Here is a 19,048-nt window from a genome sequence, read left to right on the forward strand (position 1 = left end):
TCAGGCCCTCCGCTCGTGCCGACGTCGCAGGCGCCGGACCGTGCGCCACAACCACACGACCAGCGCGAGGCCGAGCACGAGCGCGACGGCCGTGATCGTGAAGGCGACCCACGGGTTGGTCAGCGCCAGGAGGACGACGGCGATCACGCCCACGTCCTCACCCGTGCTGAGGGCGACGTTGGAGAACGGCTCGGGGGAGGTGTTCACCGCCGCGCGCACCCCGGACTTCACCCCGTGCGAGGCCAGCGCGGTGCCGCCGCCCAGTGCCGCGAGCAGCGCCGGGTCGATCGTGCCGCCGCTCTCGGCGAGCTTCCACGCGACGACCGCGCCCACGACGGGACGGACCACCGTCGAGACCCCGTCCCAGGCCGAGTCGAGCCACGGGACCTTGTCGACGACGAACTCGACGGTGAACATCGCCAGGCCCAGGCCGATGACCCACCAGTCGCCGAACCCGGTGGGCACCCACTCCGAGCCGCCGGCCCGCGCCACGATGCCGAGCACCGCGACGGTCGCCCAGGCGTTGACGCCGCTGGCCCAGCCCGTCGCGAAGACCAGGGCTGCGAGATCCATGCCGCGACCGTACCGCGAGCGGCCCGTCGCCACGCCCTGTGGGAAGGTGGCGTCATGGGTCCGATCCGTGGCGCGCTGGCGTGGCAGTCCGTGCTCGATGCGTTGGTCAAGGCCGGCGCGGCCGAGGACGGATCCGGAGCACTCGACGTCCTCGACCTCGGGGGCGGCACGGGCCACGACGCCGTCCGCGTCGCGCGCCTCGGCCACCGGGTGGTCGTCGTCGATCCGAGCCCCGACGCCCTGGCCGCCTCCGCCCGACGCGCGGCCGAGGCCGGCGTCGAGGTCGAGGGACGCCTCGGCGACTCCACCGACCTGACCGAGCACGTGGCGCCCGCGAGCATCGATCTGGTGATCTGCCACGGCGTCCTCGAGCACGTCCCCGACCCGGCCGAGGCCGTCGACGCCGCCTGCGCCGTGCTGCGGCCCGGGGGATGGCTCAGCCTGCTGGTCCCCGGACGCGTCGCCGCGGTCGCGGGACGCGCCGCCGCGGGCGACTTCGCCGGCGCGCAGGCCCTGCTGGGCGCGGTGCCCGACGCCTCGTGGGACCTCGCCGGGCTGGGGCCGCGACGCTGGCTGCCCGAGGAGCTCGACGCCCTGCTGTCGGGCCGCGGGCTCACCCCGGGGTTCACCCGCGGGGTGCGCGTCCTGAGCGACGAGGTCCCCGGCGTCGTGGTCGACGGCTCGGCCGGTGCGCGCGAGGAGTTGTTCGCCCTGGAGCAGGCGATTCGCTCGATTCCCCAGTTCGCCGGGCGTTCGGCTGGTTTGCAGACCATGGCCCGCCTAGAATCGACGTCACACCCCTGATCAAGGAGTCCACCGTGCCACTGTCGGACGAAGAGGCCCGACTGCTCGCCCAGTTGGAGCAGTCGCTGGCCGCAGAGGATCCCGAGTTCGCGTCCACGTTGCGCGGCTCGAAGTTGATCGCGCACAACCGTCGTGTCGCCGTCATCTGCGTCGTGGGCTTCCTCGCCGGCATCGCCATGCTGCTGGGCGGAGCCGTGTCCAAGATGACCTGGGTCGGGGCCGTCGGCTTCGTCGCCATGGTCGGGGCCGCGTACTTCTTCGTCCGGGCCTGGCGCCGCGGCATCACCGGCGGCCAGGAGGTCACCGGACCCGCCCCCAGCTCTCCTCGCGGTCCCAAGGGATCGGGCTCGTTCGTCGAGCGCATGGAGGAGCGCTGGCAGCGTCGTCAGGACGACGGCTACTGATCCGCTCCCACCCCAGCACCACCACGTAGGGCCCCGCCACCGGCGGGGCCTTCGTCGTCTCCTCCCTCGTCCTCCCCGGGGGCCGAGATTCTCCCCACTTCGCACCACCGGCCCGCCGTCCCCGTGACGGCGGGCTTTTTCGCGCGTCGTCCCACCCGACACGCCCGTCTCTTGACGGAAAGTGGGTGGATGGTGGAGCGTTGTGGGTTAAGGTGGGGCGTAGTGGTGGAAACACCGGACTTCGACCTCGAAGGAGAGCGACGTGGAGCAAGGAGGACGCGATGACCGCACCGGCATCAGCGCACTTCTTCGGCACGTTCACGCCGCGCCTGGACGAGAAGGGTCGGCTCTTCCTGCCGGCGAAGTTCCGCCCACTGCTGACGGACGGCGTGGTCCTGACGCGCGGTCAGGAGCACTGCATCTACGGCTGGACGCCCGAGGCGTTCGACGACTTCTCGGGGCGTGCCCGACAGGCCTCCTTCACGAACCGGCAGGCGCGCAACTTCGTCCGCATGCTGTTCGGCGGAGCGGCGCACGAGACGCCGGACAAGCAGGGTCGGGTTCCCGTGTCGCAGCTGCTGCGCGACTGGGCCGGCCTGGACCGCGACTGCACGGTCGTGGGCACGGGCGAGCGGTTCGAGATCTGGGACTCCGCCCGATGGAACGACTTCTCCGACGAGCACGAGGAGGGCTTCGCCGACTTGTCGGAGGAGATCTTCCCCGGGATCTTCTGAGCGCGCACACGGTGGGGCGCGATGCCCGCCTGAGGGGTTCTGACGTCACTTCCCCGGCGTCAGAACTCTGCAGGCGGGGATCGGGCCCCATCGGTCGTGCCCGGACGGCGAGCGGGGCGCGCGCATGAGCCCCCGGCACGTCCCGGTGATGCTGGACCGCGTCGTGTCGGAGTTCGCCCCCGTCATGGAGCGGGTCGATCATCCCGTCGTCATCGACGCCACCCTCGGTCTCGGCGGACACACCGAGGCGCTGCTCACCCGCTACGAGAACCTGCACGTCATCGGCGTCGACCGCGACACCGAGGCACTGCGCCGGGCGGGGGAGCGGCTCGCACCCTTCGGCGACCGGTTCGAGGCCGCGCACGCGGTCTACGACGAGCTCCCCGAGGTGGTCGAGGCCGCCGGTCGCACCAGCGTCGACGGCGTCCTGTTCGACCTGGGCGTCTCGTCGATGCAGCTGGACGTCGCCGAGCGCGGGTTCGCCTACGCCCAGGACGCGCCACTGGACATGCGGATGAACTCCGAGGACGACCTCACCGCGGCCGACGTGCTCAACACGTACGCCGAGGCCGACCTGGCGCGGATCCTGCGCGAGTACGGCGAGGAGAAGTTCGCCCGCCGGATCGCCAAGGAGATCGTCCGCGAGCGCGAGACCCGGCCCTTCGAGCGCAGCGACCAGCTGGTCGACCTGATCCGCCGCTGCATCCCGATCCCGGCCCGGCGCACGGGTGGCAACCCCGCCAAGCGCACGTTCCAGGCGCTGCGCATCGAGGTCAACGACGAGCTCGGCGTCTACCGCCGGGCGCTGCCGGCCGCGCTGGACCTGCTCGCGGTCGGGGGCCGCGTCGTCGTCCTGTCGTACCACTCGCTGGAGGACCGCATCACGAAGCGCGTGATCACCTCCGTCACCACCACCACGGCACCGCGGGACCTGCCCGTCGTGCCCGAGTCCATGCAGGCCCGCTTCCGCTCCCTCACCCGGGGCGCGGAGCTGGCCGGCGAGGACGAGATCGCCGACAACCCCCGCGCGCGTTCGGTCCGGATGCGTGCTGTCGAACGGATCGCTGAGTCATGAACGAGCGCGAGCGAGAGAACCGAGAGACCCTCATGACGACATCGTCGTACCTTGCTCTTCCCACGGCGGTGGCGTCATGAGCACTGCCACGTCCCCCCGCTTCAGCCGGACCGCGGTCGCGCGGTCGTCCGCGCTCGCCTCCGGCCTGGCCGCCCGCGGCCGTGACGCCCGCGAGGTCGGCCTGAAGCTGGTCGGTCCCGTCCGCGTGCGCGCGCGCCGCGCTCCGTTCGTCGTGGTGGTCCTCTCGGTCCTTGCGGTCGGCCTCGTCGGCCTCATCCTGCTCAGCACCGCGATGCAGGCCCAGGCGTTCCGGATCGACGAGCTGCAGCAGCGCTCCACCCTGCTCCAGGCCCAGAAGGAGCAGCTGGCCGCCGAGGTCGACCGGATGCAGAGCCCGTCCGGCCTCGCCGACCGCGCCCTCACCGAGGGCATGGTGCCCAACGCCAACCCGGTCTTCCTGCGCCTCTCCGACGGCAAGGTCATCGGCGAGCCGGTCCCGGCCGAGCCCGACACCAACGTCAGGAGGGCCGGTTGATGCCCCTCTCGCTCACCCGGACCCGGCTGCGCGTCCTCATCATCGGCATGCTCGCACTGTTCGCGCTGTTCGCGGGGCGGCTGTTCCAGATCCAGGCGGTCGACTCCAAGGCGTACGCCGCGATGGCGGTCGAGGCCGGCACCCGCAAGGCCGTCGTGCCCGCGCCCCGCGGCGACATCGTCGACCGCAACGGCGAGGAGCTGGTCACCAGCACCCACGGCCTGACGATCACCGGCGACCCGTCGATGGCGGCCGAGAAGGCCCCCGAGATCGCGCGCATCCTGCACGAGAAGCTCGGCGACGAGATCGACTACTTCGACACGATCCAGAAGCTGCGCACCCCGAAGTCGCGGTTCGTCTACCTGGCCAAGGACCTGCCGGCCTACGAGGCCCGCAAGGCCGTCCAGGCCGTCGCCAAGGCCGGCTACACCGGCGTCTTCACCGAGACCGAGAGCCTGCGCAGCTACCCCGGCGGCTCCCTGGCGGCCAACGTCCTGGGCATCACCGAGGAGAACGGCAAGGGCATCGCCGGCCTGGAGATGCAGTACGACGAGAAGCTCACCGGCACGGACGGCTCGTCGACCTACGAGGTCTCCTCGACCGGCCAGCGCATCCCGATGGCCGACTCGACGGTCAAGGAGATGATCCCCGGCAGCGACGTCCACACGACGCTCGACCGCGACCTGCAGTGGTACGCCGACCAGCGGCTGCGCGACGTCGTCAGCTCGGCCGGCGCCGACTACGGGCTCGCGGTGACGATGGACGTGCGCACCTGCCAGATCGTGCAGATGTCGCAGGCACCGACGTACAACCCCGACACCCGCGCCGGCGTGACCGACAAGACGCTCGTCAACCGCGCCGTGTCGAACGTCTTCGAGCCCGGCTCGGTCATGAAGACCATCACGATGGCGGCCCTGGCCGACCAGGGCAAGGTCACCGCCGACACCAAGATCAAGGTCCCGTCGGGCATGGTCGTCGACGGCTTCCCGATCGGCGACTACTGGCAGCACGGCTCGCTCAACCTCACCGCCTCCGGCGTCATCGCCAAGTCCTCGAACCTGGGCACGATCGTGGCGGCCGAGCAGATGTCGAACTCGACGTTCTACTCCTACCTGCGCAAGTTCGGCTTCGGCTCCCTGAGCGGTGTGGACCTGCCCGAGGAGTCCGTGGGCATCGTCTCGCCGGCGCGCGAGTGGACGAAGGCCAAGCACGCCACCACCTCGTTCGGCCAGGGCGTCTCGGTCAACGCGATCCAGATGGTCCGCGCCGTCGGCGCGATCGCGAACGGCGGCGTCATGTGCACGCCGCGCGTCGTCGACAAGCTGGCGAAGGGCGACGGATCGGTCGAGAAGCCCGCGGCGGGGGAGTCGCGCCGCGTCGTCTCCCGCGAGGCTGCCGCCGAGGTCACCCGGATGATGGAGGCCGTCACGGCCGACGACGGCACGGCCCCCGCGGCCCAGATCGACGGCTACCGCGTGGCGGGCAAGACCGGCACGGCGTGGCGCGTCAACCCGGTCACGGGTCGCTACGTGCGAGGCCAGAACACGATCTCCTTCATGGGCTTCGCCCCGGCCGACAACCCGCGGTTCATCACCTACGTCGTGATCGACAAGCCCCCGGCCAACGCCGGCGGCGGCTCGATGGCCGGCCCGGTGTTCCAGGACATCATGTCGATGGCCCTCGAGCGGTTCGGCGTCGCGCCGACCGGTGCGAAGCCGCCGAAGATCAAGCAGGACTGGTAGCCGTCGTGCCGCCCGGTAGGTTGGAGCGGGTGGACGAGATGAGGGTCAGACCGCTCGACGTGCCCGCCTGGAGCCTCGCGCAGGTGGTGCAGGCCGTCCCCGGAGCGACGGCCTCGGGCGAGGCCACCGTCACCGGCATCAGCCTCTCGACCCGCGACGTCGTGGCCGGCGACCTGTTCGCCGCCCTCCCCGGAGCCACCACCCACGGCGTGCGGTTCGCCGCCCAGGCGCTCGAGGCCGGGGCCGTCGCCGTGCTCACCGACGCGGAGGGGGCCGCCGAGCTGGCCGAGGACGTCCCACGGGTCGTCGTCGACCGTCCGCGGGCGCGGCTGGCGGAGTTCGCGGCCGACTTCTACGGCCGGCCGAGCGACCGCTTCACGACGATCGGCGTCACGGGCACCCAGGGCAAGACCACCACCACGTACCTGGCCGAGGCGGCGCTGGGGGAGTCCCGCGCGGCCGTCATCGGCACGATCGGCACGCGCATCACCGGCCGGCCGGCCGCCAGCAGCCTCACCACCCCCGAGGCGCCCGCGCTGCAGGCCCTCTTCGCCGTCATGGCGGAGGAGCAGGTGGCGGCCTGCGCGATGGAGGTGTCGAGCCACGCGATCGTGCAGGGTCGCGTCGACGGCTTCGTGCTCGACGCGGCGGTCTTCCTCAATCTCGGTCGCGACCACCTCGACTTCCACCATGACGTGGAGTCCTACTTCGCGGCCAAGGCGGAGCTGTTCACCCCCGCCCACGCCCGCCGCGCGGTGATCAACCTCGACGACGAGCACGGGCGCCGGCTCACCGGGCTGACCTCGCTGCCGGTCACGACGTTCTCCACCGAGGGGGCGGCGGCCGACTGGCGGGCCGTCAACCTCCGCGCCCACCGCACGGGCAGCGTCGTCACCCTCGTCGCGCCCGACGGCCGCGAGGTCGAGCTGTCCGTGCCGTTGGCCGGCGCGTTCAACGTCTCCAACGCCGTGGCCGCCGTGGTCGCGCTGGCCGGCGAGGGCCACGACCTGCAGGACCTCGTCGACGGCATCGCCACTGCGCGCGGCGTGCCGGGCCGCATGGAGCGCGTCGATGCCGGACAGCCCTTCACCGCGGTCGTCGACTACGCCCACAAGCCCGAGGCGGTCGAGGCGGTGCTGCGGGCACTGCGTCCCGTGACGGCCGGACGGCTCATCGTCGTCATCGGGGCCGGCGGCGACCGCGACCGGGGCAAGCGCCCGCTGATGGGCGAGGTGGCCGCACGCCTGGCCGACGTGCTGATCGTCACCGACGACAACCCGCGCAGCGAGGACCCGGCCCTCATCCGCGCCGAGGTCCTGGCCGGCGCCGAGGGCGGCGCGGCGCAGGTGCTGCAGGTCGGCGACCGGCGCGAGGCCATCGCCGCCGCGGTCGAGCAGGCCGCCACCGGCGACACCGTCGTGGTGGCCGGGAAGGGTCACGAGCGCGGCCAGCAGGTCGGTGACGTCGTGCACCCCTTCGACGACCGCGAGGTGCTCCTCGAGCTGATCGGGGAGCGCGCATGATCCGCACGACCCTGGCCCAGATCGCCGCCGCGACGGGCGGCCGCATCATCGGCGACGACACCCTGGCGGTCGAGGGTCCCGCGGTGGTCGACTCGCGCCGTGCGGTGGCGGGCTCGCTGTTCGTGGCCGTCCCGGGCGAGCACGTCGACGGGCACGACTTCGTCCGGACGGCGCTGGAGGCGGGCGCCGTGGCCAGCCTCGCCACCCGTGAGGTGCCCGGGCCGCACGTCCTCGTCGACGAGCCCGTCCACGCCCTCGGCCGGCTCGCGACCGACCGGCTGGCCGACCTGCGGTCCTCGTCGGGGCTGGACGTCGTGGCGGTCACGGGCTCGCAGGGCAAGACCAGCGTCAAGGACCTCGTGTCCCACGTCCTCGCCGCGCACGGGCCCACCGTCGCGCCCGAGGGGTCGTTCAACAACGAGCTCGGCGTGCCGCTCACGATCCTGCGCGCCGACGCCGACACCGCGCACCTCGTGCTGGAGATGGGCGCCCGCGGGATCGGCCACATCGCGACGCTGTGCGCGATCGCCCCGCCCGACGTGGCGGTCGTGCTCAACGTGGGCACGGCCCACGCGGGGGAGTTCGGCGGACTCGACCGCACCGCCCAGGCCAAGGGCGAGCTCGTCGAGGCGCTCGACGCCGACGGCGTCGCCGTCCTCAACGCCGACGACGAGCGGGTCGCGGCGATGGCCGCGCGCACCCGCGGTCGCGTGGTCACGTTCGGTCGCGGCGGCGACGTCCGCCTCGTCGGCGACGTGACGCTGGACGGCCTCGGCCACCCGCACTTCGCGCTGGAGGTTGCCGGCGAGCGGTTCGACGTCACCGTCCCGCAGTTGGGTGAGCACCACGCGATGAACGCCGCCGCCGCCGTGGCCGCGACCACCGCACTCGGCGTCCCCGCCGCGGACGTGGTCGCCGCGCTGGCCGGCGCCCACGCCGTCTCGCCGATGCGGATGGAGAGCCACCGCGCCGCCAACGGCGCCGTCGTGGTCAACGACGCCTACAACGCCAACCCCGAGTCGATGGCCGCGGCGCTGCGCACGCTGGCCGGACTGGCCCCGGGACGCGGCATCGCCGTGCTCGGTGAGATGCTGGAACTCGGTGAGGAATCGCCGGAACAGCACCATCGCATCGGCCGGCTCGCCGCCGACCTGGGCATCGCGCGCGTGATCGCGGTGGGCCCCGCCGCTGCCGAGATCGCTCGGGGCGCGGGATCCGTCGGCGAGGCCGTCGCGGACGTCGGGGCCGCCGTCGAGGCGGTCTCCGCGAGCCTGGGCGCCGATGACGTCGTGCTTGTGAAAGCATCGAGGGGTGCGCGGCTCGAACGCGTCGCCGATGCGCTGTTGCACGACTGAACCACGTACGGAAGGAACGAACGGAAGCGATGCTGGCCGTATTGATCGCGGGGGTCGTCGGGCTCGTCGGAACGCTCGTCGGCACCCGATTCGCGATCTCCGTCCTCGTCAAGAAGGGCTACGGGCAGCTGATCCGTGACGACGGTCCCACGTCGCACCACGTCAAGCGCGGCACGCCCACGATGGGCGGCCTCGTCATCATCGTCTCGACGCTGCTCGGCTACGCGATCGCCAAGCTCTTCACCGGCTACGAGCCCAGCGCGTCGGCGCTGCTGCTGCTCTTCCTGTTCGTCGGCCTGGGTGTCATCGGCTTCCTCGACGACTGGATCAAGGTCGCCAAGCAGCGCAGCCTCGGCCTGCGCAGCAAGGCCAAGATGGTCGGCCAGATCCTCGTGGGCCTGGTCTTCGCCGTCCTGGCCATCGGCTGGGAGGACGGCAACGGCCAGACCCCGATCACGCACAACATCTCGTTCACCCGCGACCTGCCGTGGGAGCTGCCCACGTTCCTGCTGCTGATCTGGGTGCTGCTGATGATCGCCGGCACCAGCAACGGCGTGAACCTCACCGACGGCCTCGACGGCCTCGCCACGGGCGCCTCGGTGATGGTGTTCGGCGCGTACGTCCTGATCAACGTGTGGCAGTCGAACCAGAGCTGCTTCCTGGCCGACCCCGGCCCCAAGTGCTACGAGGTCCGCGACCCCCTCGACCTCGCCGTGGTCGCGTCGGCGGTGACCGGGGCATGCTTCGGCTTCCTGTGGTGGAACGCCTCGCCGGCCAAGATCTTCATGGGTGACACCGGCTCGCTGTCCCTCGGAGGACTCATGGCCGGGTTCGCGCTCATGACCCGCACGGAGCTGCTGCTCGTGGCCCTGGGCGGCCTGTTCGTCATCATCACGTTCTCGGTGATCCTGCAGGTCGGGTACTTCAAGCTCAGCGGGGGCAGGCGGATCTTCCGGATGGCTCCGCTGCAACACCACTTCGAGCTCAAGGGCTGGGCCGAGATCACGATCGTGGTCCGCTTCTGGATCATCAGCGGCATCTGCGTCGTCTCGGGCATCGGCCTCTTCTACTGGGAGTGGGTCGTCGGTGCCTTCTGACCGCGACGTCACCACGCTCGGGCGCGAGTCGGCCTGGGACGGCGTCCGCGCCGTCGTGGCGGGCTTCGGGGTCAGCGGCTTCGCCGCCGCCGACACCCTGAACCACCTCGGTGCCGACGTCGTCGTGCTCGATGAGTCCGAGGGCGACGCGCACCGTGCCGAGCAGGCCCACCTGCTGGAGGTGCTCGGCGCCGACGTGCGCCTCGGTCCGGGCTCCACGGCCGCCCTGCCGCAGGACGTCGACCTCGTCGTCACGTCGCCGGGCTGGCGACCGACCGCGCCGCTGCTGGCCGAGGCCGCCGCGCGGGGGATCCCCGTCTGGGGCGAGGTCGAGCTGGCCTGGCGCCTGCGCGGCCCCGACGCCGCTCCGTGGCTCGCCGTCACGGGCACCAACGGCAAGACCACCACGGTGCAGATGCTCGAGTCGATCCTGCAGGCCGCCGGGCTGCGCGCCCAGGCGGTGGGCAACGTCGGCACGCCGATCCTCGAGGCCGTCATGGACCCGGCCGGTCGCGACGTGCTGGCCGTCGAGCTCTCGAGCTTCCAGCTGCACTGGACCCAGTCGATGTCGGCGCAGGCGGCGGCCGTGCTCAACCTCGCGCCCGACCACTACGACTGGCACGGCGGGGCCGACGCCTACGCCGCCGCCAAGGGCAAGGTCTACGAGCGCGCCCAGCTGGCGTGCGTCTACAACGTGGCCGACGACGCCACGATGCGCCTGGTCGAGGAGGCCGACGTGGTCGAGGGCGCCCGGGCGATCGGCTTCACCCTGGGCATCCCCGAGCCCGGCATGGTCGGGATCGTCGACGACCTGCTCGTCGACCGTGCGTTCGTCGGCAACCGCGCCACCAGCGCCGCCGAGCTAGCCGCACTGGCCGACCTCGACAACGCGTCGCCGCACAACGTCCAGAACGCCTTGGCGGCCGCCGCGCTGGCCCGGGCCCACGGGGTGCCGGCCGCCGCGGTCCGCGACGGGCTCCGTGCCTTCCGGCTCGGGCCGCACCGCATCAGCACCGTCGCCGAGTCCGGTGGCGTCCGCTGGGTCGACGACTCCAAGGCCACCAACCCGCACGCCGCCCGCGCCTCGCTGCTCGCCTTCGAGCGCGTGGTGTGGATCGCGGGCGGACTGGCGAAGGGCGCCGCCTACGGCGACCTCGTCCGCGACGTGCGCGAGCGGCTCGCCGGCGCCGTGCTGATCGGCGCCGACCGCGACCTGATCGCCGCCGCCCTGGCCGAGCACGCGCCCGACGTCCCGGTCGAGGTCGTCGACGCGGACGACGCCGACGTCCTCATGGACGCGGTGGTCGTCGCCGCCGCGCGGCTCGCCCGTGCCGACGACACGGTGCTGCTGGCTCCCGCGGCCGCGTCGATGGACCAGTTCCGCGACTACGCGCACCGCGGTGACGCCTTCGCGGCGGCCGTCCAGCGTCGCTCCTGACCGAGGGCGCTAGGTCCCGCGGCCGGCGTCGTCGAACGGCTGAGGATCGGGGAACGGCGGTCGGGGAAGGCGTTCGCGCAGGAACCGTCGTGCGGCGATCGCCGCGACCACGGCCCCGCCCGTGACCGACGTGGCGATCACCAGGTCGCGCCACCAGGGCGGCCCGGGGGAGTCGGTGTTGTCCACGCAGTCGTGCATCGGGTGCGGGGCGTCCTCGTTCAGCAGGAACGTGCGCGCCGTCGAGACGTAGGCCGACGTCGCCGTCGGGTCCCAGCCGGCCGGATTCCAGAGCTTGTACCAGGAGCCGTTGCGCCGGGAGATGCGGCACGTGACGTTGGTCGCGGCCGAGTGGAAGCTGTCCGCAGGGCCGAGGTGACCGATGACCCGTCGTCCGGACCAGATCGGGACGTGGTCGGCCGGATCGCTGATGCGTGCCGCGGGGAAACCCGCGTCGAGGCCCATCGCTCCACGCTACGCCGCCGCCAGGGCGCTGACCAGAGCGTGCGCGGGCGTGACCCGGGTCCTGCGGCGACACGCGTGGCAGGTCCACGCTGCGTGGCGCCCCACGGGTCACACTTGTCGAAGTTTCTCTTCTCTTCCCCGAAGGAACGCCATGAGTACCACCGCTTCTCGGCGGTCGTCGAGCACGCTCGAGACCGTGCGGACCATGCTCGAGCGTCCGCTCGCGTCGTACCAGCTCGTGCTGGGCACGACCGGGCTGCTGCTCGGCCTGGGCCTCATCATGGTGCTCAGCGCCAGCTCGGTGCTGGCCCTGCGGGTCTACGGCAACTCCTTCGAGATCTTCCTGCGCCAGGGGATCTTCGCCGTGGTCGGCCTCCTCGCGATGGTCATCGCGATGCGCATCCCGCTCGAGCGAGTCCGCCAGCTCGCGCGTCCGGCGCTGGTCGCCGTGGTCATGCTCATCGGCCTGACCTTCACGCCCCTGGGCATGGAGATCAACGGCAACCGCAACTGGATCCCGCTGTTCGCCGGCTTCAACCTGCAGCCGTCGGAGTTCGCGAAGCTCGCGATCTGCCTGTGGATCGCCGACCTCTACACGCGCCGCCACCGCCACCTCGGCACCCCGCGGTACGTCATCACGCCGGTGGTGCCGATCGCCGGCGCGGTCTCGGCGCTGGTCGTGTTCCAGAAGGACCTCGGCACCGCCGTCATCATGTTCGCGATCATCGCCGGACTGCTGTGGGTGGCCGGCCTGCCGCTCAAGCCGATGCTCGGCTTCGGCGCCGGCCTGGTCGTCCTGCTGCTGTTCTTCGTCGCCACGGCCCAGCACCGCGTCGACCGCTTCATGAGCTTCCTCAACCCGATGGCCGACCCCGAGAAGTCGGGCTACCAGGCGATCAAGGCGATGATGGGCTTCGCCCGCGGCGGGTTCTGGGGCCTCGGCCTCGGCAGCAGCCGACAGAAGTGGGGCGCGCTGCCCGAGGCCCACACCGACTTCATCCTCGCCGTCATCGGCGAGGAGCTGGGCCTGGCCGGCAGCCTCGTCGTGCTCGCCCTGTTCGGTCTGCTGGCCTACACCGGCTTCCGCATCGCGCATCGCAGCCGCGACCGCTTCGCGCGCTACCTGGCCGCCGGCATCACCATCTGGATCACCACGCAGGCGGTCATCAACATCGGCATGGTGCTCGGCCTGCTGCCGGTCATCGGCGTGCCGCTGCCGCTCATCTCGTACGGTGGTTCCAGCATGCTCGCCACTCTCGCCGCGCTCGGCCTGCTCGCCAACTGCGCCACCACCGAACCGGGTGCCTCCCGCGCCCTGGCCACCTCGCGCCGTGCCAAGGCGCGCACGAAGCGCAAGGCGGGTCGCTGACCGTGCGGGTCCTGCTCGCCGGTGGTGGTACCGCCGGCCACACCTCTCCGCTGCTCGCGACGGCGGCGGTCCTGGCCGACGCCGGCGACGAGGTCGTCTGCCTCGGCACGCCGAAGGGCCTCGAGGTCACGCTGATCCCGCAGGCCGGCTACGCCCTCGAGCTCGTGCCGCCCGTGCCCCTGCCGCGGCGTCCCAACGCCGACCTCGTGCGCCTGCCGCGCAACCTGCGCCGGTCCGTCGCGGCCACGGTCGAGGTCATCGACCGGTTCCGCCCCGACGTCGTCGTCGGCTTCGGCGGGTACGTCTCGGTGCCGGCCTACCTGGCGGCGCGCCGCCGCAAGGTGCCCCTCGTCGTGCACGAGGGCAACGCCCTGCCGGGCATCGCGAACAAGCTCGGCGCCCGGTTGACGAGGCACGTCGCCACGAGCTTCCCCGACACGCCCCTGCGCGGGGCCACCTACGTCGGCCTGCCGATCCGCCGCCAGATCGCCGACCTCGACCGTGCGGCGATGCGGGCGCAGGGCCGGGCCCACTTCGGCCTCGACCCCGAACGCCCGACGATCCTCGTCACCGGGGGCTCGCAGGGCGCGCGCCGGATCAACACCACGATGGCGGCCGCCTCCCGCGACCTCGCCGACGCAGGCGTCCAGGTGCTGCACGCCGCGGGACGTCCCGACGAGGTCACGCTCCAGCGCCGCGCCGGCGACCCGCCCTACGTCGTCGAGCAGTACATCGACCGGATCGACCTGGCGTACGCCGCCGCCGACCTCGTCGTCTGCCGGTCGGGCGCCAACACCGTCACCGAGGTGGCCTCCGTCGGACTGCCGGCCGTGTTCGTGCCGCTGCCGATCGGCAACGGAGAGCAGGCGCTCAACGCCCATCCCGTCGTCGGCGCCGGCGGTGCGCTGCTCATCGAGGACGCCGCCTTCACGCCGGCCTGGGTCGACAGCGCGGTGCGGTCGCTCGTGACCTCGCCCGAGCGCCTCGAGCGCATGTCGCAGGCGGCCTCCGGCATCGTCCGGCGCGACGCCGCCGAGCTGCTGGCGGCGATGGTCCACCGGGCGGGGGAGGAGCGGCGATGAGGATCGACGTCCCCGACGAGGTCCTGCCCGCCGACCAGCTCGGCCGCGTGCACTTCATCGGCATCGGCGGCGCCGGGCTCTCGGCGATCGCGCTGCTCATGCACGAGGCCGGGATCGACGTCGTCGGCAGCGACGGCAAGGACTCCGCCGTCCTGGCACGCTTGCGGGCCGCGGGCGTCACCTGCCACGTCGGCCACGACGGCGCACGGGTGGCCGATCGCGACACGGTCGTGGCGTCGACCGCCGTGCCGCAGGACAACCCCGAGGTCGTCGAGGCGCTGCGGCGGGGCCTGCGCCTGTGGCCGCGGTCCGCCGCCCTCATGTCGACGATGCTGCACGACCGCCGCGTGGCGGTGGCCGGCACGCACGGCAAGACGACCACCACCGCGATGCTGACGTTCGCGCTCCGTGGCGCCGGTGCCGACCCGTCCTTCGCGATCGGCGCCGAGGTGGCCGGTCTGGGCACCAACGCCCGTCGCGGCGCCGGCCCGGAGTTCGTCGTCGAGTCCGACGAGAGCGACGGGGCGTTCCTGCACTACCGGCCGCACGCCGCGGTCATCACGAACATCGACGCCGACCACCTCGACACCTGGGGCACGGTCGAGGCGTACGAGCAGGCGTTCGCCGACTTCGCCGCGACGGTGGACGAGGTCGTCGCGGTGTCCGCCGACGACGCGGGCTGCCGCCGCCTCGTCGAGGCCGGCACGGCCGCGCGCCTGGTCACCGCCGGCTTCGCCCCCGACGCCGACGTCCGGGGCACGGACGTGGTCGTCGAGGGCTCCTCGACGCGCTTCACGGTGACGGCGGCCGGCCTGCCGCCCACCGAGGTCGTCCTGGCGGTGCCCGGGCGGCACTACGCCGCCGACGCGCTGCTCGCCCTCGCGATCGGCATCGAGCTGGGTCACGACCCCGCCGGTCTGGTAAACGGCCTGGCCGCGTACACCGGCGCGTCGCGCCGGATGGAGCCCAAGGGCGAGGCAGGCGGCGTGCGCGTCGTCGACTCCTATGCGCACCATCCGACCGAGATCGCCGCCGACCTGGCCGCCGCGCGTGCCCTGGCCGGCGACGACCGTCTGGTCGTCGTCTTCCAGCCGCACCTGGTCAGCCGCACCCGCCTGTTCGGCGCCCGGATGGGCGAGGAGCTGGCCGCCGCCGACCTGGTCGTCGTGGCCGACCTGTACCTCGCCCGCGAGCAGGCCGACCCCGACGTGACCTCGGCCCTCGTGGTGGAGGCCGCCGGCGACCACGCGCTCGCCGGGGGACCGGTCGCGGACGTGCCGGCGTTCGTCGCTCCGCTGCTGCAGCCCGGCGACCTCGTGCTGACGCTGGGGGCCGGTGACGTCACGACCGTGGGTCCGGCGCTGCTGGACCTGCTGCGGGCGAGCGCTCGATGAGCGATCGCTTCACCGAGAAGCTGCGCCAGCAGCGACGCCGCCGGCGCTGGCGGATCGCCGCCGTGGCCGCGGCGGTCGTCCTCGTCCTCGCCGGCGCCTGGGCGGTCTGGTTCTCGAGCCTGTTCGAGATCCGGGGCGTCGACGTGACCGGCACCGAGCACCTGCCGGCCGAGCGCGTCGTGCGGGTCGCCGACGTCCCGCTGGGCACGCCGCTGCTGCGGCTCGACACCGAGACCACGGCCGAGGCGCTGCGCGAGCTGCCGCCCGTCGAGTCGGTGCGGATCGACCGCGACTTCCCGCACACCGTGCGCATCAGCGTCACCGAGCGCAGCGCCGTCGCCTGGGTCGACCGCTCGGGTACGCCGTGGGCGGTGGACCCCTCCGGTGTCGTGTACCGGCCGCTGAACCGCAAGCCCTCGCACCTGCCGCTGCTGGACGTCGACGCCGACGACCGCCGGGTCGTGGCCGCCACGGCCCGGGTGGCGGCCGACATCGCCGACGGCGACCGCGCGCTGCTGGGGGACACGAACACCATCACCGCCGAGACGCGCGACTCCATCGAGCTGGCCCTCACGAAGGGCCGCACCGTCGTGTGGGGGAGTGCGGAGGATGCGCGCGCCAAGCTCGCCGTCCTCGGTCCGCTGCTGCAGATCAAGGCCAGCGGCTACGACGTCAGCGCCCCCGAGCGCCCCACCACGCTGAAGTGACGCGGCGTCGGAGAATCCGACGAACAACACACCCGCGACACGGCGTGTCATCACCGATCGCCCGGCGTCCCCACCTACTGTCAAGACATCGACGAGGTTGACATAACTATAAGCCTCGACTTGAGGGTTAAGCTTGAAGGGGAACGACATGGCGGTCCAGAACTACCTTGCGGTGATCAAGGTCGTCGGCATCGGCGGTGGCGGTGTCAACGCCGTCAACCGCATGATCGAGGCCGGGCTCAAGGGTGTGGAGTTCATCGCGATCAACACCGACGCCCAGGCCTTGCTCATGACCGATGCGGACGTGAAGCTCGACGTGGGCCGCGACTCCACGCGCGGACTCGGCGCCGGCGCCGACCCGGAGATCGGCATGAAGGCCGCTGAGGACCACGCGGAGGAGATCGAGGCCGCCATCAAGGGCGCCGACATGGTCTTCGTCACCGCGGGCGAGGGCGGCGGCACCGGCACCGGCGGCGCGCCCGTCGTGGCCCGGATCGCCCGGTCGCTCGGCGCCCTGACGATCGGCGTCGTGACGCGCCCGTTCAAGTTCGAGGGACGCAACCGCGCGGCGCAGGCCGACGTGGGCGTCCAGCGGCTGCGCGAGGAGGTCGACACCCTCATCGTCATCCCGAACGACCGACTGCTCTCGATCAGCGACCAGAGCATCAGCCTGCTCGACGCCTTCCGCCAGGCCGACCAGGTGCTCTACCAGGGCGTCTCGGGCATCTCCGAGCTCATCACCACGCCCGGCCTGATCAACGTCGACTTCGCCGACGTCAAGTCGATCATGAGCGACGCCGGCTCGGCCCTCATGGGCATCGGCTCGGCGCGCGGCGAGCACCGCGCCGCCACGGCCGCCGAGCTGGCCGTCTCCAGCCCGCTGCTCGAGGCGTCCATCGAGGGCGCGCGCGGCGTGCTGCTGTCGATCGCCGGTGGCTCCGACCTCGGCCTGTTCGAGATCAACGAGGCCGCCGAGCTGGTGCAGGAGGCCGTCCACGACGACGCCAAGATCATCTTCGGCACGGTCATCGACGACTCGCTCGGCGACGAGGTGCGCATCACCGTCATCGCCGCCGGCTTCGACGGCGGTGAGCCCAAGCAGCGCGACACGGCTCAGCCGGCGCTGCGCAGCCGTGAGCAGCAGCAGGCGGCGCCGGCGGCCCGTGAGTCCGCCCCCGCGCCGCAGCGTCAGAGCGAGCGCCCGGCCGAGCAGCGCGTGGTGTCCGAGCCCGTCCCGGTCAGCCAGCCCGCCGGCCAGGAGTTCGGCGACGGCCTCGACATCCCGGACTTCCTGCGCTGACCGTGGACGACACCCCCGCGCCGTTCTGGTTCCGGGCCGACCTGGGTGTCGCGCGGTTCGGCTTCACCGACGCCCGGACCGATCTCGGCCGCGGTCCGGTGGCCGACGGGTCGCGTCCCGAGGGGATCGACGTCCTCGGCGCGGCCCTGGGTGGGCGACCGTCGCTGATGCGCCAGGTGCATGGCGCGTCCGTGGCGGTCGCCGACCCTGACGGCCCGACGCCTGAGGCCGACGCCCTCGTTGTCGACCGCCCGGGAGTCGTGGCGATCGTCCGCGTCGCCGACTGCACCCCGGTCGTGGTCGTCGCCCCCGACCGCCCGCTGGCCGCCGTCGTGCACGCCGGCCGGGTCGGGATGGCATCCGGGGTCGTGACAGCGGCGGTCGACGCGCTGCGGTCGCGCGGCGCCGAGCGACTCGAGGCCTGGGTCGGCCCTCGCGCCTGCGGCGCCTGCTACGAGGTGCCCCAGTCGATGGCCGACGAGGTGGGCGCGGCCGAGCCGGCCGCCAGGTCCACCACGCGCCGCGGCACGCCCGGACTCGACATCGGGGCCGGGGTCGTCGCCCAGCTGCGCCGCGCCGACGTGGTCGTCCACGACCTCGGCGGCTGCACGATCGAGGACGACACCTTCTGGTCCCATCGTCGGCAGGGCGAGGCGGCCGGTCGCTTCGGCGCCGCCGTCGTACTGGGGGAGGGTGGCGACCATGGAGCGCCGTGACGAGCTGGCCCAGAATCTCGCCGCCGTGCAGCAGCGCGTGGCGCAGGCCTGCGTGCAGCACGGCCGGTCGCCCGACGAGGTCACCCTCGTCGTGGTCACCAAGACCTGGCCGGCGTCCGACGTCGCGATCCTGGCCGAGCTCGGCGTCACCGACGTCGGCGAGAACCGCCACCCCGAGGCCGGCGACAAGCAGCGCGAGCTGGCCGCGGCCGGGGTCGACCTGCGCTGGCACTTCGTCGGCGGCCTGCAGACCAACAAGGCCGGCGCCGTCACGCGCTACGCCGACGTGGTGCACAGCGTCGACCGCCCCAAGTTGGCCCGTGCGCTCGACCGCGGCACCGAGGCGGCCGGGCGTACCGTGCGCTGCCTCATCCAGGTCGACTTCGACACGACCGACCCCGGCCGTGCAGGCGTGCCGCCGCAGGACGTCCAGGCCCTGGCCGACGTCCTGGTGCGCGAGTGCCCGCACCTCGAGCTGGGCGGCGTGATGACCGTCGCGCCCCTGGGGCAGGACCCCGCTCCAAGCTTCGCGCACCTGCGCGAGATCAGCGCCGAGCTCACCCGCACCGTGCCGTCGGCGACGACGATCTCGGCCGGGATGAGCGAGGACTTCGAGGTCGCGATCGCGCACGGCGCGACACACGTTCGCGTGGGTCGCTCGGTGCTCGGGCAGCGCCCTGTACTGCAGTAGTCTCAACAACGTCAAGACCGAAGATCGGGAGTGAGCATGGCTGGCGC

19 protein-coding genes are annotated in these 19,048 nt (G+C 72.7%); 17 read left to right on the forward strand and 2 right to left on the reverse strand.

Annotated elements, in window-relative coordinates:
• Nucleotides 1-573 carry a DUF4126 domain-containing protein gene (locus AFL01nite_RS00475; RefSeq protein ID WP_146825130.1) on the reverse strand — a complete coding sequence of 191 codons (573 nt, stop codon included), beginning with the start codon at nucleotides 571-573 and terminating at the stop codon, nucleotides 1-3.
• Between the two features lie 54 nt (nucleotides 574-627).
• Here AFL01nite_RS00475 and AFL01nite_RS00480 point away from each other — a divergent pair, with 54 nt between their 5' ends.
• From AFL01nite_RS00480 to murD, 10 genes are all read left to right on the forward strand, one after another.
• Nucleotides 628-1,377: a class I SAM-dependent methyltransferase gene (locus tag AFL01nite_RS00480; RefSeq protein ID WP_146825131.1), complete on the forward strand. Its 750-nt coding sequence runs from the start codon at nucleotides 628-630 to the stop codon at nucleotides 1,375-1,377.
• 14 nt (nucleotides 1,378-1,391) lie between these two features.
• Nucleotides 1,392-1,781 carry an SCO2097 family morphological protein gene (locus tag AFL01nite_RS00485; RefSeq protein WP_146825132.1) on the forward strand — a complete coding sequence of 130 codons (390 nt, stop codon included), beginning with the start codon at nucleotides 1,392-1,394 and terminating at the stop codon, nucleotides 1,779-1,781.
• 281 nt (nucleotides 1,782-2,062) lie between these two features.
• The gene (mraZ, locus tag AFL01nite_RS00490; protein WP_146825133.1) at nucleotides 2,063-2,515 is read left to right on the forward strand and encodes a division/cell wall cluster transcriptional repressor MraZ; all 453 of its coding nucleotides are present in this window, start codon (nucleotides 2,063-2,065) and stop codon (nucleotides 2,513-2,515) included.
• 124 nt (nucleotides 2,516-2,639) lie between these two features.
• A complete protein-coding gene (rsmH, locus tag AFL01nite_RS00495) occupies nucleotides 2,640-3,590 on the forward strand; it encodes a 16S rRNA (cytosine(1402)-N(4))-methyltransferase RsmH (protein ID WP_146825134.1) in 951 nt (316 codons plus the stop codon).
• Between the two features lie 76 nt (nucleotides 3,591-3,666).
• Nucleotides 3,667-4,125, forward strand: coding sequence for a cell division protein FtsL (gene ftsL, locus AFL01nite_RS00500; protein ID WP_146825135.1), 459 nt, complete (start codon nucleotides 3,667-3,669; stop codon nucleotides 4,123-4,125).
• On the forward strand, nucleotides 4,125-5,867 hold the full coding sequence (locus AFL01nite_RS00505; RefSeq protein WP_146825136.1) for a peptidoglycan D,D-transpeptidase FtsI family protein: 1,743 nt from the start codon (nucleotides 4,125-4,127) through the stop codon (nucleotides 5,865-5,867). Before ftsL ends, AFL01nite_RS00505 begins: the two co-directional genes overlap by 1 nt.
• A 38-nt stretch (nucleotides 5,868-5,905) precedes the next feature.
• The gene (locus AFL01nite_RS00510; protein ID WP_146825633.1) at nucleotides 5,906-7,390 is read left to right on the forward strand and encodes a UDP-N-acetylmuramoyl-L-alanyl-D-glutamate--2,6-diaminopimelate ligase; all 1,485 of its coding nucleotides are present in this window, start codon (nucleotides 5,906-5,908) and stop codon (nucleotides 7,388-7,390) included.
• Entirely contained in the window at nucleotides 7,387-8,745 is a 1,359-nt protein-coding gene (locus AFL01nite_RS00515; RefSeq protein WP_146825137.1) for a UDP-N-acetylmuramoyl-tripeptide--D-alanyl-D-alanine ligase, read from the forward strand. The genes AFL01nite_RS00510 and AFL01nite_RS00515 overlap by 4 nt, the downstream gene beginning before the upstream one ends.
• Nucleotides 8,746-8,774: 29 nt before the next feature.
• A complete protein-coding gene (gene mraY, locus AFL01nite_RS00520; RefSeq protein WP_146825138.1) occupies nucleotides 8,775-9,842 on the forward strand; it encodes a phospho-N-acetylmuramoyl-pentapeptide-transferase in 1,068 nt (355 codons plus the stop codon).
• Entirely contained in the window at nucleotides 9,832-11,280 is a 1,449-nt protein-coding gene (gene murD, locus AFL01nite_RS00525; protein ID WP_146825139.1) for a UDP-N-acetylmuramoyl-L-alanine--D-glutamate ligase, read from the forward strand. Before mraY ends, murD begins: the two co-directional genes overlap by 11 nt.
• Before the next feature lie 9 nt (nucleotides 11,281-11,289).
• Here the strand turns inward: murD and AFL01nite_RS00530 are convergent, their stop codons facing one another.
• A complete protein-coding gene (locus AFL01nite_RS00530; protein ID WP_146825140.1) occupies nucleotides 11,290-11,742 on the reverse strand; it encodes a hypothetical protein in 453 nt (150 codons plus the stop codon).
• Nucleotides 11,743-11,893: 151 nt separating this feature from the next.
• Between AFL01nite_RS00530 and ftsW the strand changes: the two genes are divergently transcribed.
• The 7 genes from ftsW (at nucleotide 11,894) to AFL01nite_RS00565 (ending at nucleotide 19,001) form a co-directional block, all read left to right on the forward strand.
• Entirely contained in the window at nucleotides 11,894-13,111 is a 1,218-nt protein-coding gene (gene ftsW, locus AFL01nite_RS00535; protein ID WP_146825141.1) for a putative lipid II flippase FtsW, read from the forward strand.
• Nucleotides 13,112-13,113: 2 nt separating this feature from the next.
• On the forward strand, nucleotides 13,114-14,193 hold the full coding sequence (gene murG / locus AFL01nite_RS00540; protein WP_146825142.1) for an undecaprenyldiphospho-muramoylpentapeptide beta-N-acetylglucosaminyltransferase: 1,080 nt from the start codon (nucleotides 13,114-13,116) through the stop codon (nucleotides 14,191-14,193).
• Complete coding sequence (gene murC / locus AFL01nite_RS00545) at nucleotides 14,190-15,587, forward strand: UDP-N-acetylmuramate--L-alanine ligase (protein ID WP_146825143.1); 1,398 nt, start codon at nucleotides 14,190-14,192, stop codon at nucleotides 15,585-15,587. Before murG ends, murC begins: the two co-directional genes overlap by 4 nt.
• Complete coding sequence (locus AFL01nite_RS00550) at nucleotides 15,584-16,294, forward strand: cell division protein FtsQ/DivIB (protein WP_146825144.1); 711 nt, start codon at nucleotides 15,584-15,586, stop codon at nucleotides 16,292-16,294. Before murC ends, AFL01nite_RS00550 begins: the two co-directional genes overlap by 4 nt.
• Nucleotides 16,295-16,442: 148 nt before the next feature.
• Nucleotides 16,443-17,594, forward strand: coding sequence for a cell division protein FtsZ (gene ftsZ / locus AFL01nite_RS00555; protein ID WP_146825145.1), 1,152 nt, complete (start codon nucleotides 16,443-16,445; stop codon nucleotides 17,592-17,594).
• Between the two features lie 2 nt (nucleotides 17,595-17,596).
• The gene (locus AFL01nite_RS00560) at nucleotides 17,597-18,310 is read left to right on the forward strand and encodes a purine nucleoside phosphorylase YfiH/LACC1 family protein (protein WP_146825146.1); all 714 of its coding nucleotides are present in this window, start codon (nucleotides 17,597-17,599) and stop codon (nucleotides 18,308-18,310) included.
• Nucleotides 18,297-19,001 (forward strand): YggS family pyridoxal phosphate-dependent enzyme, encoded by a 705-nt coding sequence (locus tag AFL01nite_RS00565; RefSeq protein WP_146825147.1) that lies wholly within the window; start codon nucleotides 18,297-18,299, stop codon nucleotides 18,999-19,001. The genes AFL01nite_RS00560 and AFL01nite_RS00565 overlap by 14 nt, the downstream gene beginning before the upstream one ends.
• Nucleotides 19,002-19,048 lie beyond the last annotated feature (47 nt).

It is taken from the genome of Aeromicrobium flavum (assembly GCF_007992115.1).
Lineage (GTDB): Bacteria > Actinomycetota > Actinomycetes > Propionibacteriales > Nocardioidaceae > Aeromicrobium > Aeromicrobium flavum.

Bases quoted from the DNA above. Each gene is read 5' to 3' on its own strand.
- AFL01nite_RS00475 (WP_146825130.1), bottom strand. From the start codon at position 573: ATGGATCTCGCAGCCCTGGTCTTCGCGACGGGCTGGGCCAGCGGCGTC.
- AFL01nite_RS00480 (WP_146825131.1), top strand. From the start codon at position 628: ATGGGTCCGATCCGTGGCGCGCTGGCGTGGCAGTCCGTGCTCGATGCG.
- mraZ (WP_146825133.1), top strand. From the start codon at position 2,063: ATGACCGCACCGGCATCAGCGCACTTCTTCGGCACGTTCACGCCGCGC.
- rsmH (WP_146825134.1), top strand. From the start codon at position 2,640: ATGAGCCCCCGGCACGTCCCGGTGATGCTGGACCGCGTCGTGTCGGAG.
- ftsL (WP_146825135.1), top strand. From the start codon at position 3,667: ATGAGCACTGCCACGTCCCCCCGCTTCAGCCGGACCGCGGTCGCGCGG.
- AFL01nite_RS00505 (WP_146825136.1), top strand. From the start codon at position 4,125: ATGCCCCTCTCGCTCACCCGGACCCGGCTGCGCGTCCTCATCATCGGC.
- AFL01nite_RS00510 (WP_146825633.1), top strand. From the start codon at position 5,906: ATGAGGGTCAGACCGCTCGACGTGCCCGCCTGGAGCCTCGCGCAGGTG.
- AFL01nite_RS00515 (WP_146825137.1), top strand. From the start codon at position 7,387: ATGATCCGCACGACCCTGGCCCAGATCGCCGCCGCGACGGGCGGCCGC.
- mraY (WP_146825138.1), top strand. From the start codon at position 8,775: ATGCTGGCCGTATTGATCGCGGGGGTCGTCGGGCTCGTCGGAACGCTC.
- AFL01nite_RS00530 (WP_146825140.1), bottom strand. From the start codon at position 11,742: ATGGGCCTCGACGCGGGTTTCCCCGCGGCACGCATCAGCGATCCGGCC.
- ftsW (WP_146825141.1), top strand. From the start codon at position 11,894: ATGAGTACCACCGCTTCTCGGCGGTCGTCGAGCACGCTCGAGACCGTG.
- murC (WP_146825143.1), top strand. From the start codon at position 14,190: ATGAGGATCGACGTCCCCGACGAGGTCCTGCCCGCCGACCAGCTCGGC.
- AFL01nite_RS00550 (WP_146825144.1), top strand. From the start codon at position 15,584: ATGAGCGATCGCTTCACCGAGAAGCTGCGCCAGCAGCGACGCCGCCGG.
- ftsZ (WP_146825145.1), top strand. From the start codon at position 16,443: ATGGCGGTCCAGAACTACCTTGCGGTGATCAAGGTCGTCGGCATCGGC.
- AFL01nite_RS00565 (WP_146825147.1), top strand. From the start codon at position 18,297: ATGGAGCGCCGTGACGAGCTGGCCCAGAATCTCGCCGCCGTGCAGCAG.